Annotated in this window: 10 protein-coding genes; 8 read left to right on the top strand and 2 right to left on the bottom strand. The window is 38.8% G+C overall.

Annotation, left to right across the window (positions count from 1 at the left end; translation table 11 throughout):
- The first annotated feature begins 191 nt into the window (after positions 1-191).
- The 8 genes from GD597_RS17740 to GD597_RS17705 all read left to right on the top strand — a co-directional run bounded on the left by GD597_RS17740 (position 192) and on the right by GD597_RS17705 (position 11,649).
- A complete protein-coding gene (locus GD597_RS17740) occupies positions 192-869 on the top strand; it encodes a hypothetical protein (protein WP_171609246.1) in 678 nt (225 codons plus the stop codon).
- A gap of 10 nt (positions 870-879) precedes the next feature.
- Complete coding sequence (locus GD597_RS17735) at positions 880-1,482, top strand: hypothetical protein (RefSeq protein ID WP_171609245.1); 603 nt, start codon at positions 880-882, stop codon at positions 1,480-1,482.
- 1 nt (position 1,483) lies between these two features.
- The gene (locus GD597_RS17730) at positions 1,484-3,208 is read left to right on the top strand and encodes a hypothetical protein (RefSeq protein WP_171609244.1); all 1,725 of its coding nucleotides are present in this window, start codon (positions 1,484-1,486) and stop codon (positions 3,206-3,208) included.
- Positions 3,209-3,693: 485 nt separating this feature from the next.
- Entirely contained in the window at positions 3,694-6,597 is a 2,904-nt protein-coding gene (locus GD597_RS17725; protein ID WP_171609243.1) for a PVC-type heme-binding CxxCH protein, read from the top strand.
- 172 nt (positions 6,598-6,769) lie between these two features.
- Positions 6,770-7,354: a hypothetical protein gene (locus tag GD597_RS17720; RefSeq protein WP_171609242.1), complete on the top strand. Its 585-nt coding sequence runs from the start codon at positions 6,770-6,772 to the stop codon at positions 7,352-7,354.
- Between the two features lie 871 nt (positions 7,355-8,225).
- Positions 8,226-9,302, top strand: a complete 1,077-nt coding sequence (locus GD597_RS17715) for a serine hydrolase domain-containing protein (RefSeq protein WP_171609241.1) — start codon at positions 8,226-8,228, stop codon at positions 9,300-9,302.
- A gap of 394 nt (positions 9,303-9,696) precedes the next feature.
- Entirely contained in the window at positions 9,697-10,647 is a 951-nt protein-coding gene (locus tag GD597_RS17710) for an alpha/beta hydrolase (RefSeq protein WP_171609240.1), read from the top strand.
- Positions 10,648-10,950: 303 nt separating this feature from the next.
- Complete coding sequence (locus GD597_RS17705) at positions 10,951-11,649, top strand: DUF1826 domain-containing protein (protein ID WP_171609239.1); 699 nt, start codon at positions 10,951-10,953, stop codon at positions 11,647-11,649.
- Positions 11,650-12,976: 1,327 nt separating this feature from the next.
- On the opposite strand, the gene GD597_RS17700 is transcribed toward GD597_RS17705, so the two are convergent.
- A complete protein-coding gene (locus tag GD597_RS17700) occupies positions 12,977-13,873 on the bottom strand; it encodes an MBL fold metallo-hydrolase (protein WP_171609238.1) in 897 nt (298 codons plus the stop codon).
- 154 nt (positions 13,874-14,027) lie between these two features.
- The gene (locus GD597_RS17695) at positions 14,028-15,902 is read right to left on the bottom strand and encodes a sensor histidine kinase (protein WP_171609237.1); all 1,875 of its coding nucleotides are present in this window, start codon (positions 15,900-15,902) and stop codon (positions 14,028-14,030) included.
- Between the last annotated feature and the right edge of the window lie 372 nt (positions 15,903-16,274).

The raw sequence follows: 16,274 nt of genomic DNA, 5'->3' as shown, positions 1-16,274 counted from the left end.
ATGCGGAAATGGGAAAGGAGGTAATGAAATTGATTTAAAGGGTGGTTAAATCCTATTTTAGCTATAACTACCCCCAAGCCGAAAATTCCTTACTGAATTACGTAGATTATTTTCTCCCTTCCGTTAGTTTCTTATTTTATTGTTATTTATCTATATCTTTTTGTATTTTGTTAAAACAAAATTGGAAAATAATGGCTCGAATATTTTTTGTTCTCTTTTTACTATTTCATGGTGCCTTGAAAGCACAGGATAAATATAAATCACTTTTGAAAGTTTATAACCAAAAACTAGATACAGTGGACCTGTTGCTACAAAAGCGAAATGAAACATCTGCTCTAAATATAATTTCACAGTATAATGGCATCTACCAAAAATTGATTGAAATTGATACTGTTGCAGCAAAGCCATTATTCATCGAAAATATTCGAACATTTGATATTTTTATCGACTTATTAAAAAATGAAACTACCACAAACAAAGTATTAAATGTTAGTGTAAAATCTTTGGAACAAAATGCTGCATGGTATAACCAAGCATTAATAAACCCTGGCCTCGAAAGTTGTCCTCAATGCTTTCTGATACGTAAAGTTCGAGTTATAGTGCTTCGTAGAGTAAATGATCAAAAACTAGATACAGTGAAATGTGCTTTGGTTGATTTTAGAAAAGTGTTACTTAACAATACAATTCTTAATGAAGGACACATGACTTCGTTTCCTTGTCCTGAGTATGAACGTACCTTATCTACAGGGCCAAAATATTATTTCGTCGTTTCCCAAAATGGCAATGATGAAGTTTTTGAAAAATCAATAAATATTGGAAATGCATTAACTGACATTCAAGATATAACGTTGATTTTACAGCGCAAGTAAATTTACAAAAATGAAAGATTTTAAAGTTGAAATCGAAACAGTCATTCAATTTGCAATTGGACTAACACAATTGGTCGGAATATTTGTAGTCAAGCCATCTTTATTTGACCAATATAACCATGGTGCCCAATTCTTAGCTGGGGATCCTGGTATTTATTTTATGGTTCTGATTTCCGTTGGTTTTATTTTATTCAGTTTAACCTATAATAAATCCATTCACACCAAATTCTGGGTTGGCGGTATGCTTTCTGCCATGGTGCTCTTTACTTATTTCATAATTGATTACAATTCTAATCTCCGGGAAAAAACATTTTTAGCTGTTTCGGCAACAGGCCCTGAACCAATCCGTATCATAAAGGGGAATAATTATAGCGCCGAGCTAAAGAAAAACTGCCCACTTTTGATTTCAGGAATGCCCGTTAAAGAACTTGAAGTAATCCAACAATGTTCTAATATCACAGACTGGAATGAAATAGACAAGATTTGGCCCAAAGAAGAAATAGAAAGTAATTCAAATAGATTATTGGCAAATTATTACTTCTGCCTTTTGTTAGGAGGGATATCACTAATTTGCGGAGTACAGGCAATTAAATGTTTAAGAAATAAAGTTTAAAATGAATAAATTATTATTTTTCTTTTTGCCCTTGATTTTTTTTTGTAAAAATGGTCTATCACAAAGCTTAATTAAAGCAGATCAGCTTTACAATTTAAATGAAAGCGATCCTATTGATAAAATGATTCTTGCTGAATCCGCCAACCTGGATTCTTTAGTGGTACCTACAAGAGTATGGCTGAGCGACCAAATATCAACGCAGTTTGATCCTCTTTTTGGTGTTATTATTAATAAACAGCATGTACTTAAACTTGCAAAAAAAAATAACATTGGAGATATAAGTAATGTTTTCAGACTTATTTTAACTCATGAGAAAATGCATGCCCTCCAATCAATAAGGCTTACCTATATAGGGAGTTCTTACCAGCTACTTACGACTGAAGAGAAGCAAATTTTGGAATGCCAAGCCGATATGTGTGCTGGCTATCTTTTTTTGTTTCCCATTATAAAACAATATTCAGAGCTACTTACTAAATCTTTTTTATACACTTACCGGAATTCAAAGTTGTCAGGTGGAAATACGTTCCCTATCCCTGATTTTTCATATGCAGATTCAATACTGACGTTTACTTCTCTTCAACGCAACTATGACGGGCTTCAACTCTTTTTTGATATTGGTGAGAGTGATGGTGTGTTTGGTACTCATCCTAATCCAATTAATAGAAAAACGGCTTTTGAAATGGGATTAAATGCCTTTCAACTTTCCGCAATCCAAATTCCACTCCCTCCTTCATTGTCTAACAAAATATCGCCACAAGAATGGAAATACCTAAATGATATCTATAAATCCATTTTAGCTACTTTGGGAATTCTGCCTCAGCATATTCAGCCACAGGGTTTTTTTGAGTTATGGAGCCAGCATATAGCTAAAAAAATAATTCATCTTTCTAACAAAGCATCTACAAATATTTTATTTACAATTGAAAAAAGTAAATGGGATACCTCAATTAATAATAGTTTCAATTATTATACGATTAAGGCAAGTAATGACAATCCAGATTCCATGGAAATTGATATGGACGTAATGACCAAACTTGTGGACAGAATAAAAAGTGATGACCCTATAAAAAGTAAGATAACAGTTGCAAACCACTACAAATTCACACTCCCCCCAAACGGTACCTACACCATAAATGATTCAATAATGTGGATACCCGGCACTGATTCCACAATGCCAAGGGTAGTATACCCCGGTGATGAAGGATCGCTTTATATTGTATATCCATCAAGCCTCAAAGTGATAAATTCTTACAAACCCTCTGGCTATTTACTCCATTCCAATCCAGCGCTTAGTGACATTTCTTCGGCTAATGAAAAACTGTTACGGCTACTACCCCTTATACAAAGAGAATTTAATTTGAATGATGCAAACAAATTCAAAGATGGAGCTGGTATTATCTGGAATAAATCACTTCAAATACAGTACAATGCTTTTATTAGTGGCGAACATTTCTTACTTTACATGCCTGTATCAACCAAGGGAAAACCATTCATATCCAAGGTAATCAACTCTTTCAACACATTTTCAGAAGCTTTGGATGCATATGATAATTTCAAAAAGGAGCTATTGGAATTAGGAGATAATTATACGTTATATGAAGAACAATATCAAAACAAAAATAGCAGGTATACAGAAATATTAAATGCAGACAAGAAAAGCATTTATTCTTTGAGCATTACAAAAGAATATCTGGTCTATAAGCTTTATATTGAAGTTATTAAATAACAATAATTTACAAGCAGGAATTAAAAAAAATCCTTTTTCCCTTCTTCCTTCTCCGCAGCGTCTCCTGCAATTAGCTTTGTGTGCGGCAGGGCCTCTGCGGATCGTTGGCCCGATAGTATTTTCCACTAACAAATAATAATAATTCTTCTTTCTTCGTAGCGTCACCTAAAAATAGCATTGTGTGCAGCAGATTATGCAGAGAAAAAAGCTGCATAGCATTACCCACCGTACAAGTGTGCGACGCAAGGATGTTTAATAAAAGTACCAATGCCTGGCCAAAAAATACCGATTCAATTTTATTACTACCATAGATGAGTGGGCACTTTACACCTTGCACCATAAATACCCCATATACGCTACACCAGTGAACTAAAATATAGTTGCTAACAAGATTGTACATTTAATAATTTACATTCGTATAATGCGCCAAAGAGCGCAGTGTAATAGTAATTGCCGAAATGTACAATATTGAATTAAGCCGCCATATGATAAAAAGATACTTGCACAAATTAATAACCGCATGTACAATTGCAGGTGTACTTATTAGCTGTAATAACGAACCCAAAGTGCCATTAGACCTTGTTAAACCTGCATTATATGTACCCGATGATTTGGAGGTAAGCCTATGGGCAGAAACGCCGATGCTGTATAACCCCACCAATATGGATGTGGATGCAAAGGGCAGGATATGGATTACAGAAGCTGTTAATTATCGCAATTACAATAATGACTCTACTCAATTTTTTCATCATCCAAAGGGCGACAGGGTGATGATACTGGAGGATACGAACCATGATGGAAAAGCAGATAAATCAACTGTATTTGTGGAAGATGAAGACCTGCTGTCGCCAGTTGGCATTGCAGTAATAGGGAATAAAGTAATTGTTTCCTGCTCACCCAATTTGATTGTGTATACTGATGTGAACGGCGATGACAAACCAGATAAAAAAGAGATTTTATTAACCGGTTTTGGAGGTAAAGATCACGACCATTCACTACATGCGGTGTATGCCGGGCCTGATGGCAACTGGTATTTTAATACCGGCAACGCCGGCCCCCATATTGTAAAAGATAAGGCTGGCTTTACACTTCGTTCGGGAAGTATTTATGCAGGTGGATCGCCCTATAATAACAGCAACCAGGGCAATATGAAAAGTGATGATGGTAAGGTTTGGGTGGGTGGTTTGGCTTTGCGTATACAACCTGATGGCAGTGGTTTAAAAGTAATGGCGCATAACTTTAGGAACTCTTATGAAGTAATCCCCGACTCCTACGGTAACCTTTGGCAAAATGATAATGACGACCAGGTAGTAACCTGTAGAACTACATGGCTAATGGAAGGTGGAAATGCCGGTTATTTTAGTAATGACGGAACACGTTACTGGCAGGCAGATCAACGACCAGGTCAGGATATTTTTAATGCGCACTGGCACCAGGATGACCCCGGTACCATGCCCGCCGGCGACAGAACAGGGGCAGGCGCACCAACGGGAATTGTGATGAATGAAACTGATGCCTTGGGTAAACAATACCTTGGCATGCTGTTGAGTGCAGATGCTGGTAGAAATACAATTTTTGCATACAACCCGGTTTTAAAACAATCAGGGTTTGATCTTGGAAAGAGAACCAACCTAATTACTTCCCTGGCAGCAGATAATGCGGCTTATGTATGGAACGATTCTGCCCAAAATAATGATAAAGACAAGTGGTTTCGCCCAAGCGATGTAACCATTGGCACCGATGGCGCTATTTATGTTGCCGACTGGTACGATCCTGTAGTAGGTGGCCACCAGATGAAGGATACAAAAGGCTATGGTCGAATTTACCGCATTACCCCAAAAAATAAACAGCTGATAGCCCCTCAAATTGATTTGAATACCATGGAGGGGCAGTTACTTGCCTTTAAAAGCCCCGCCATTAATGTACGTAACCTGGGCTTCGAAAAAATAAAACAACAGGGTGATATTGCAGTGCCTGCAGTTAAAGCATTGTTGAACGATCCCAATCCTTTTATTGCAGCAAGAGCTGTATGGTTACTGGCGCAATTAGGCGAAATGGGAAAAGAAGCAACCGAACATATTTTAAATGATGCTAACCCGCAATTAAGGGCCACCGCATACAAAGCTTTGCGTGTGGTTGTTCCCGATATGTTGCCATATGCTATAAAAATGGCAACAGACCCTTCTGCTTTTGTAAGAAGGGAAGTTGCTGTTTCATTAACGGATTTACCCTATAATAAAACAAAGGATATTTTGCTGGCGCTTATTAAAGGATATGATGGTGAAGACAGGTGGTATGTTGAAACAGTAGGTTCCGCTTTACGGGGGCATGAGTCAGACATTTATCCCGAAATTAAAAACCTATTTGCAAAAGACCTGCCTGCAACTGCCTGGAATAAACAGATGGCCACTCTTGCGTGGAGGTTGCATCCTGCTGAGGCTGTAAATGATTTTAGCATGAGGGCTAATGATTCATTGCTTTCGCCAAAAGAAAAACAGGCAGCTTTAACCGCATTGGCCTTTATCAACACTACATCTGCTGCCAATGCAATGGTTGCACTTTCAACATCCACCATGAAAGATGTTGCCGAAGAAGCTACTTATTGGCTATCGTTTCGGCAAAGTAATGACTGGTACAAATTACTCAACTGGAACAAAATAGACATTAACACTGCCTATCAAAGAAAGCTTGCCCAGATGAAGGTTAAAAAACAAATTATTTTAGATGAGCATCAATCTTTAGATGAGCGCAAATGGCGGTTGCAGGAAATGGCCGCAGATTCTCTTGGCGGGCAGTTGCTCATTGGTCTTGCTGCCGAAAATAAATTGCCCAAACAATTATTGGCTTTTACTGAAGAAAATATTTTTAAAAATCCTGACCCTGCGGTGCGTGTACAGGCAAGCAATTATTTTAAAAGGCCGGGTGCAAATAAAACTTATTCTATTGATGCTATTGCCAAACTGTCCGCGGATATCACACGTGGTAAAACCATTTTCACCACGCATTGCGCATCCTGCCACAAAGTTGGTACGGAAGGCAACAGTATTGGCCCGGAGTTAACAGGCATCGGTAAAAAATTTGGTAAACCCGCATTGCTCGATGCGATTATTAATCCCAGTGCCGCCATTGTTTTTGGTTACGAACCATGGTTGGTAAATACAACTGATGGCGAATCGGTTTATGGGTTCCTGCTATCCCAAAGCAAGCAAACCATCATTGTAAAAGATATCAGCGGCCAAAAGCATATTATTCCTGTAAATAAAATAAAATCAAAACAAAAGCAAGATCAAAGCCTCATGCCCGATCCCATCAATAATGGATTAACCGGGCAAGACCTGGCAGATATAACAACGTTCTTACTGGCACAAAAAAACATCGAACTCCATTAAAATCATTCCTTCTCCGCAGAGTCTCCTAAATTAGGCATGTGTGCGGCAGGGACTCTGCGGATCGTTGACCCAATATTATTTTCCTCTAACTTATAATGAGATTATAACTGCTACCATTTTGCTTTAACCCGGCCAAGATGCATACATATTCTACAACCCTATTAAAAAGGCTATGCCAATAAGAAAAACCATACCTGAGAAAGATGGGGTTTACTTTGTTACATTCACCTGCACAGGTTGGTTGCCTTTATTTAGTATTACCAATGGTTATAGATTTGTTTACCAATGGTTTGATGTTTTACAGGCTTCCAAACATCACATTGTTGGTTATGTAATCATGCCGAATCACTTACATGCCGTTATTGCATTTAGTAATACCGGCAAAACAATCAATAGCATCATTAGTAATGGGAAAAGATTTTTAGCCTATGATATGGTAAAAGAATTGGAGCAAAATAATCAGCTAACCCTTCTACAGAAATTGGCAAGCCGGGTAAATAATACGGATATAAACAGGAATAAACTGCACGAAGTATTTGAACCCTCCTTCGATTGGAAAGAATGCCGAACAGTTCCATTCATAATTCAAAAGCTGGATTATATGCACTGGAATCCCTGCAAATCAGTGCCCAAACTGGCAGCCATCCCTGAGGACTATGCGCATAGCTCAGCCAGATTCTATTTAACTGGTCATCATGCCGCCTATACGGTAACAAGCTATATGGATTTAAATGATATCGATTTAACGGGTGGCTAAATTCTATTGTTGATATAACTACCCCCGAGCCGCAGAGTCCCTGCTCTGCGCTGGCCTTTTTGAGGAGACTCTGCGGAGAAGAGAGAAGGGAAATTCTATTGTTGATATTACTACCTCCGAGCCGCAGAGTCCCTGCTTTGCGCTGGCCTTTTTGAGGAGACTCTGCGGAGAAAGGAAAGGAAGCTATTCTGCTGTTGTTCCTGCTCCGCAGCGTCTCCTACAATTAGCTTTGTGTGCGGCAGGGACTCTGCGGATTGTTTGCCCGATATTAATTCGGGTAACAATTTACCAATATAACAAACGCAGCTTTTTTATTTTAACCTGTTTTGCTGCCATTAGCGTCCCTGCTAAGAAATAACCAAATGCGCAGTGTTGCTTTAATAAAAGATGATGAGCACCCCAAACGTACAAGTGTGCGACGCAAGTAAAGCCTAATACATGCTATTTAGTTGGGCTTATAATCTCACATTTTGTATAATTTCTTCCTTCTCCGCAGAGTCTCCTTGGGTAGCTTTGTGTGCAGCAGGGACTCTGCGGCTCGTTGGCACTGATATTAATTCGGGTAACAATTTACCAATATAAAAAACGCAGCTTTTTATTTTAACGTGTTTTGCTGCCATTAGTGTACTTGCTAAGAAATAACCAAATGCGCAGTGTTACTTTGATAAAAGCTGATAAGCACCCCAAACGTACAAGTGTGCGACGCAAGTAAAGCCTAATACATGCTATTTAGTTGGGCTAATAATCTCACATCTTGTATAATTTCTTTGGTATAATGCCTTTTGGTAACTCCTGAACAATATTGTAACTGGTTCGTTTATGTTGAGATTAGTTGTCATTTTAATTGAACAATGAACTTTACCAAACAGCCATGAATAAAATTTTATTTTCCCTCTTTATTGTATTGTCATCATTAGCCTACGGGCAAACCAATAAATATGACGAAGTATTAAATTATTACAATGCTAAAAAGAATTTTAATGGGGTAGCTTTAGTGGCTACAAATGGGAAAATTGATTATTTGCGTGCAATAGGCATCTCGAACAGACAAACAGGTACCAACTTTACCATTAACGCTAAGTTTAAAATTGCTTCCATTACCAAAGCCTTTACTGCCGTTTTGATTGTACAACTTTACCAGGAAGGAAAAATTGATTTAAAAGCACCATTTGGTATTTATTATCCCAACTATAAAGGGGAAGCAAAAACAACAGTTACCATTGAAAACCTGCTTACTTACAGTTCCGGGATTCCAAATGATGCTGAAAGCCTTGAAATGAAATCTTATCAGCTACCCTTAAAAATTGATGATTATATTGATACTTATTGCAGTGGCAATTTGGTAGATACGCCAGGTACAAAAAGTAATTATAGTAATACGGAGTATATTATTTTGACCAAAATAATTGAAATTGTTACCAATAAGCCATTTGGCACTGTATTAAAAGAGAAAATATTACAGCCGCTAAAAATGGAAAATTCTGGTATGCTTTTTTCAAAGGACATTGTTGCGGGTCTTTCAAATGCATATACGATTGATGATAGTTCACAAACAATTACTAATGATGCACCCTATTTTATAGAAAACTTTTATGGTGCTGGTTCTATGTATTCGACCATTGAGGATTTATTAAAGTTTGACGAAGGAATTTTTAATAATAGATTACTAAATAAGTCTAATACAGCATTGCTGTTAGCACCCAATAAAAATTTAAATGATGTGGCTTTTGGCGTTTGGTATGCTAGTGGATATGGCACTTTTAGTAAGCCATTCATTTACCGTACAGGTGGCATTTTAGGCGCTTGTTCAAATTGGATACATACTATAGATGACAAGAAAAGCATTATTGTATTTAACAACACAAACGGGACTAACCTATATGAAATGTCGGAACAATTGTATTTAGTAAATCAGGGAAAAGCACCCGACGCCATAATGCCCCAATAATACACTGGAAACCAAAAGTGCCCTGTTGGTTTGAAAGATGAATAATACCCTGAACATACAAGTATGCAACGGATCTGGTCTTTGGTAATCTATGCAGATAAAGCCAAATAGCAGCTATTTAGCTGGGTTAATCATTTTCCGTTTTGTAGCTGGTATTAAGTCGGTTGCAATTTGGAACATCCTGAATAATGTATCGGATAAATGCTTATTTTTTTCTCTATCTACTTTTGTTGGGGCAAGTGATCAGGTATTTGACTTTTTGTAGTTAACTTCAAATGCAATTTATGTTGGGCTTTTGTTGTGGGCAGGACGAACATATATACCATCACAATGGCAAGCCATAAAATAAAAAGCAATTCTCCAAACTAATACCTTTCAATTTTACACTACAAGTATGACACGTACACTAAAAAGCGCTGGAAAATTGTCCATCTTATCGTGCACCTTATTGCTATTATCTATTACCGTAATGGCTCAGGATGGTACCATCTATCCATTAAAAGCACCTGCCGAACCAAATGCAATACTGCTTGGTACAGGAGGTGTAGATAATCAGCCGGCAGCTGAGTCCTGGTTTCGCCAGTGGGGCGACCCTATGGCACGTAATATTACCATAGCAACATTGACGCCTTTTCTCCCAGCACCGGGTAAGGGAAATGGTGCGGCTGTAATTGTAGCACCCGGTGGTGGGTTCCGGTGGCTTTCTATGGGTAACGAAGGCTGGGAAGTGGCACAGGCACTTGCAGACAAAGGCATTGCCGCCTTTGTGCTTAAATACAGGCTGTACCCGACACCAGAATCACTTGATGAATTTACTGCATGGATGAATCGCCCACGCCCAACACCTCCGGCATCTTCCGATAGCTCAAAAACTGCAACAGCACCAAGACCACCGCAAATGGATCTATCTAATCAATTAGCGGATGCCGAGGCAGCCTACGCCATGATTCTGAGAAGAGCAAATGAGTGGGGTGTTGATACCACCAGAATCGGTATGATTGGCTTTTCGGCCGGTGCGGGTCTTACTATGTATTCAACACTGCACTCAACAACGATGAAACTGGCTTTTATAGGACCAATTTATGGGGGTATGGGAGCGGTAGAAGTACCAAAGAATGCGCCTCCTATGTTCAATGTAATTGCGTCTGATGATTTTCTTTTTGGTGGTCAGTTTGGTGTGGTTGAATCCTGGTATAAAAGTGGAACACCTGTTGAGTTTCACCTATACCAAAATGGCGGTCATGGCTTTGGTCTGGGAAACCCCGACAGAACTAGTAATGGCTGGTTTGACACCTTTATACACTGGATGGATGTTAACCGCTTTCTAAAGGCCAAATCCAAATAAAGTAATAATGGTTTTTCCCGGCAGCGTTAGCCAGAGTTAAATTTTATGTGGCAGACTGTGGAGGGAGAAGTAGCTGCATAGCATTACTCACAGCACAAGAGTGCGACGCAAGTAAAGCCCAGTAGTAGCTATTTTGTTGGGTGCAAAACCAGCTATACATTTCTTTCTGGAGTAACATGATCCCTGGTGTTCCATTCCTTCAGGCTGTAGCATTTGCTGCGATGGTGCACAGATAGAAATACAATGCTTTAATTAGACAGTATGCCTACTTTCGTGAATGATTTAATATTTATTTCGATCATTATGAAAGACCTAGTGCAGTCGCCCCCACAAATACAAGCTGTTTCCAGTTTTGAAGACCTTGTTTCAACACCATTTCAGGGCATTATAAATGCGATTTGCTGGAACCGCACCCTCACTTGCGATTTTAAGGAAATAGTAAATAAGATAGACCTTAACGAGAATATAGTGGTATTGGATGTAGCAGCGCTTTACGCACTTGATTTAAGTAAAGCAGGACAACTTGCCAGAGATATATTGTTACAGGATATGGCATTACTTACAGCCCATGGTGCGGCACCCATACTTAACCTGATCAGGTGTTATGAGCAGGATGATGCTTTCCCATTTTTTCCAACCGATGTATATTCTTTTCATGTAGACCGCTCACCGGTACCTACCGATACTTTTTTATGCACTTACTATGGTGCGCCCAGTGAGCTATTACCCAATGCACAAACCCAGCAAAAAGTACTTGTTCCCGAAATAAGGGAAGCACTTAAACAACTATACGATGGCGCAGAAGAGGATTTTGAAGCATTTTTAAGTGAGCATTTCTTTGACCTCCATTATCAGGCTTTACCCGGAGCTGAGCCCATTAGCCTGGGGCTTGGCCATTTATGGCGATTGGCAATTGATCATCCTGGACTTCAGGTGCCGCCCTGTGTGCACCGTGCCCCAAGGGAAGTAGCTGGTGAACCCAGGTTATTGTTGATTTGCTGAGGAGCGATGCAGAAGGGCTGCAATGTGGAAATTTGCCATTAGCTGTTAGCCTTTAGCCAAATAGCCGATCATTTTTAGCTAGCAGCTAATAGCCAGCAGCAAACAGCTTTCCTGCTTTCCAAAAAAGAACCAAAAAAAGACACCCGAAAACGAAACTGCCCGTTTTCGGGGTGGAATAAGCATATGGCTTTTGAACTACTGTGGTGAATTGCTGCAAATCGCTATTCACCAAACAACAATTGAATAAAAGCTTAAGGTGAAAAAGACCAAATCAAAAGCAAACAAAACTTCCAAACTCATTGGCACTGAAGGAGGCGTGAGCAAGGACCAATGCGCGGAGCGTTCATGTGGTCCTTGAAATGCGCAGCATTCATGAACACCAAAATAGACAATAAAAAAGAAGTGAATATTTTTCTTTGTGCGCAACCTCCCATTCCGGTTGCCTTTCTTTTCATCAAGGCAAAGAAAGTGACAAACACTGCAAAGAATCCATTTAAAAAAATATAACAACACCTGTTTCAATGCCTAAAACCAAGCAACCTACGATAGTACTATTTACACGCATCAAGATCAGGTGCTTGTTCTTTTTTGCTTGTCCAAAAAAGAACCAAAAAAAGACACCCGAAAACGAAACTGCCCGTTTTCGGGGTGGAATAAGCATATGGCTTTTGTACTACTGTGGTGAATTGCTGCAAATCGCTATTCACCAAACAACAATTGAATAAAAGCTTAAGGTGAAAAAGACTAAATCAAAAGCAAACAAAACTTCCAAACTCATTGGCACTGAAGGAGGCGTGAGCAAGGACCAATGCGCGGAGCGTTCATGTGGTCCTTGAAATTCGCAGCATTCATGAACACCAAAATAGACAATAAAAAAGAAGTGAATATTTTTCTTTGTGCGCAACCTCCCATTCCGGTTGCCTTTCTTTGCATCAAGGCAAAGAAAGTAACAAACACTGCATAAAAAAGAATTTGGAAATGCATTGCGTTTCTGTTTTTAATTTTCTAAAAGTTAGCATTTAAAAAAGAGCTAAACAATTTTATGCATTAGTCTCATCATAAAGCGTGTCTGTTCTTTTTTGCTTGTCCAAAAAAGAACCAAAAAAGGACACCCGAAAACGAAACTGCCCGTTTTCGGGGTGGAATAAGCATATGGCTTTTGTACTACTGTGGTGAATTACAGCAGATCGGTATTCGGCAAACAGCCATTGAATTTGGCTATTAGCCATTAGCTATTAGCCAAACAGCCAATTATTTTTAGCTAGCAGCTAATAGCCAGCAGCTAAAAGCCTTCTAATTAAGCGTAGTATCATCTGCAAAACAATCATCAGGCGGTTAACTCCTCATAGGCGGCGGTAAGGGGGCGTTCTATGCCGGCGCCCTTCCATTCTTCAGCGCCGGGGATAATGGTTATTTTTAGTATTTCTTCTTTTGATTTTCCTGATTGGATGGCTGTTGCTACATAGGTTAATGTTTTGTCCAGATAATTACGGAAGGCTTTGATATCTTCTGCATTGCCGGTTACTTCATAGCCTTCGGCAGCATGACCAAATACATAGATGGTTTTTTTATTAAAAGTAGCCAGGGCTTTGTCTAACACCGTTATCCAGCTTTTCATACTGGCGCCGGCACTTCTGTCAACAAATGGATGGCGGCGGTTAAATGCCAGATCGCCCATATGCACAATATTTTCTTTTTCAAATTGAATAAGGGCATCTCCATTGGTATGGCCGGCACCAAAATAATGCAGGCATATTTTTTCTTTACCCGTTTTCTGGCACCAGGTAGTTCCAAAAACCTGGTCTGGATATAACTGTTTGTCTTCTGTATTTTTTTCTTTTGCTACCCGCTGCTGATTGGCTTTACTGTTTTCGTGCGCCAGCACATTTTCTACTAAGCCTTTAAAAGCAATATTGCCGCTGCTATGATCGCCGTGATGATGCGTATTGATAAGTAATTTGAAGGATAAAGCTGATTGCTTTTTTAGTTCCTCAATTAAGTGGGTAGACTGCTCGGGAAATTGGGAATCTACCACGATAATGCCTTCTTTATTAAAGGAAAAAAGAATGGTGCCGCCCTTCTCGGTAAAGATGCCTGTTTCGGTGGTAAGCATTTTTATTTTCCAGGCAGGCTGCTGAAAAATGGCTGCTATTAACTGTTGTTTAGATAATAGCAATGCACCCGTTGCCAGTGTTGTATTACGAAGAAATGTTTTGCGGTTCATAGTGTAGTTTTTATGTTGTTATGCAAGATGATTAAAGATACAAAGTACAAGTGTGCGACGCAAATGGGATGCTATGCAATACCAATGCCGGGCCCCTAAAAAATGACGCCTCCTTTTTTTAACTGATGGTGATTTATTGGAATAGCAACAGTTATCAGGCAGCCTTTATGGGTTTAAACTCAAAATAAATATGGGTGCCGTTTGTTATTTCTTCCCGCATGGAGCCGCTTAATTGCTGGGTGAGTAATGATACCAACTGCCCGCCAAAACCGGTGCCATGCGTGATGCCTGATTTGCCAATGCCATTGTCGGACACTTCGAGGTGCAATGCGCCATTGGTTTGCTTTTGTAGTTTTATCATCACTTTACCGGGATGCCCTTGCGGGAATGCATATTTGAGGGTATTGGTTAATAGTTCGTTTACAATTAAACCGAGTGGTACAGCTGTATCAATATCAACATCTATCCGATCCATTGCACATTCAATGGTTACCCTTTTTTCAGCGCCAAAAGAATCTAAAATGCTTTCGCTTAGGTTGATAAAATAATCCTTCATTTCTATGGCACCCAGGTTGGTGCCCTGGTACAATTTCTGGTGTACAATGCCGATGGATTGTACACGGTTCTGTCCTTCAAGCATAGCTTCCCTGGTATTTTCGTCTTGTACCTGGTTACTTTGAAGAGCCAGCAGGCTACTTACTACTTCCAGGTTATTTTTTACGCGGTGGTGAATTTCTTTTAATAACAATTCATTCTCTGCATTTCTTACTAGCAGGGATGCCTGGGTAGTATTGAGTTCCTGCACTGTTCTTTCTATTTTATCGTTTTTGTCTTGCAATGACAGGTTTACTTTTTGTTTGTTACGATTGTTGCGATAAAGAATAATTGAAATTACAAGTGCACTTAAGAACAGGCCGGCAGTGGTATTAAAACGCAACTGATCCTGGGCAGATTTTTCAGCTAAATGCAAATCATCAACACGTTGCTTTTCTTTAATTTCGAGTTGTTTTACCTGCCTGGTTTTTTCAACGTTTGTAACAGTATCATATGCTGCTGTTGATATCTTAAGATAAGTATATGCTTTTGCAGGGTCAGTTTTCTCAAAAAATAGCGACAGTAAATTGGATGAATTTGCTATTACAAGATAGTTTTTTAGTTGAGTTGCATTATGGAGTGCCAGGCCTGCATATTTTTTAGTAGAATCTGGTTTGTTTGCGTTAAAATAAATAGTAGCCAATTCATTTTCTACTTCATTTGCAAAAAAGATTTCATTGGTTTTTTTTGTAGCATCCAGGGCTTGCATTCCGTAACTAACGGCTTCATCATATTTTTTAAGTTTGCTGTTAACCCGCGCTAATATTAGCATTGGGTAATCTTCCTGGAAAGGAAAATAGCGTTTTGAATAGTCAAGCGTTTCCAGGGCGAAATGTTTGGAAGAATCCAGGTTGTTTTGTCTTTCATGTTCCTGTGCCAACAGGAACATTGCACTCCATTGCGTAAAATTATCTGCCTGTTTTATATTTGGATGATAGTATGCTATTTGCGCCCACTTAAGTGCTTCTTTATCATCTCCTAATTTCTGGTAAAGTAAGCCCATCATATTTATTCCAAATATTTCCCGTACAGGGGCATATTTTTTACTTAAATCCATAGATGCATAAGCTGTACTAAAACCTTTTTCAAATGAAGAAGTAATGGCATAAGAGAATGAAAGAGCTTCCAAACATTCCAGCTCTCCTATTGGGAATTTTATTTTTCTCGCTAAGTCGAGGCCCTTATTGCCCATCTCTACAGATTTGCTTGTATTGCTAAGTGTATTACCGCGGCTAAGCAAATAAAAAGCATGCACCTCGTTTGAATCTTGTTTATTAAGTGCTATTATATATTGCAAACTATCCATAGCATGTTGCTCCATAAAAACAGGTTGTGCTTTTAGAAGGGAGGCAATAAATAAAAATGCCAGCGAAACCAGCATTTTCTTTTTATCTACAGCTATTTTTTTTACAAAAAGATGAACACAACAATACATAGTTTTAGTTTTATACGTAGCTGGCTTATTCAAAATTGAGGGAGATTATATTGTTATTAAACTAGGTACAGTGCAGGTTTTAGCTGGATAATAGATGCTTACCAACTAAATTTTCGCTGTTGTAGTCTTCAACCACTTTAATCGTTATGTGGAAGGTAATGATTTTATATTGGCCGATATACTTATTGTTTTTTATTTATAAAAGTCGCTTATGTGGTTATTCTTTCCTACAACTTTTAAAAGCTTCCTTCGCCGCAACGGCTCTATAGAAAGTCCATGTTTATCTAATGAGGCGTTGCGGTTTGGTTACCTATTTACAATCCTCACTGGCAAATCCCCCAACCTTTCCCTACATATTAATTAGCTGTTTTT

The organism is Limnovirga soli, assembly GCF_013106755.1.
GTDB classification, from domain to species: Bacteria; Bacteroidota; Bacteroidia; order Chitinophagales; family Chitinophagaceae; genus Limnovirga; species Limnovirga soli.
Note: the sequence above shows the minus strand (reverse complement) of the source record. Positions and strands in the feature narration are given on the sequence as shown.

Excerpts from the sequence above, each read along its gene's own strand:
- GD597_RS17740 (WP_171609246.1), top strand. The coding sequence starts at position 192 with ATGGCTCGAATATTTTTTGTTCTCTTTTTACTATTTCATGGTGCCTTG.
- GD597_RS17735 (WP_171609245.1), top strand. The coding sequence starts at position 880 with ATGAAAGATTTTAAAGTTGAAATCGAAACAGTCATTCAATTTGCAATT.
- GD597_RS17730 (WP_171609244.1), top strand. The coding sequence starts at position 1,484 with ATGAATAAATTATTATTTTTCTTTTTGCCCTTGATTTTTTTTTGTAAA.
- GD597_RS17725 (WP_171609243.1), top strand. The coding sequence starts at position 3,694 with ATGATAAAAAGATACTTGCACAAATTAATAACCGCATGTACAATTGCA.
- GD597_RS17720 (WP_171609242.1), top strand. The coding sequence starts at position 6,770 with ATGCCAATAAGAAAAACCATACCTGAGAAAGATGGGGTTTACTTTGTT.
- GD597_RS17715 (WP_171609241.1), top strand. The coding sequence starts at position 8,226 with ATGAATAAAATTTTATTTTCCCTCTTTATTGTATTGTCATCATTAGCC.
- GD597_RS17710 (WP_171609240.1), top strand. The coding sequence starts at position 9,697 with ATGACACGTACACTAAAAAGCGCTGGAAAATTGTCCATCTTATCGTGC.
- GD597_RS17705 (WP_171609239.1), top strand. The coding sequence starts at position 10,951 with ATGAAAGACCTAGTGCAGTCGCCCCCACAAATACAAGCTGTTTCCAGT.
- GD597_RS17700 (WP_171609238.1), bottom strand. The coding sequence starts at position 13,873 with ATGAACCGCAAAACATTTCTTCGTAATACAACACTGGCAACGGGTGCA.
- GD597_RS17695 (WP_171609237.1), bottom strand. The coding sequence starts at position 15,902 with ATGTATTGTTGTGTTCATCTTTTTGTAAAAAAAATAGCTGTAGATAAA.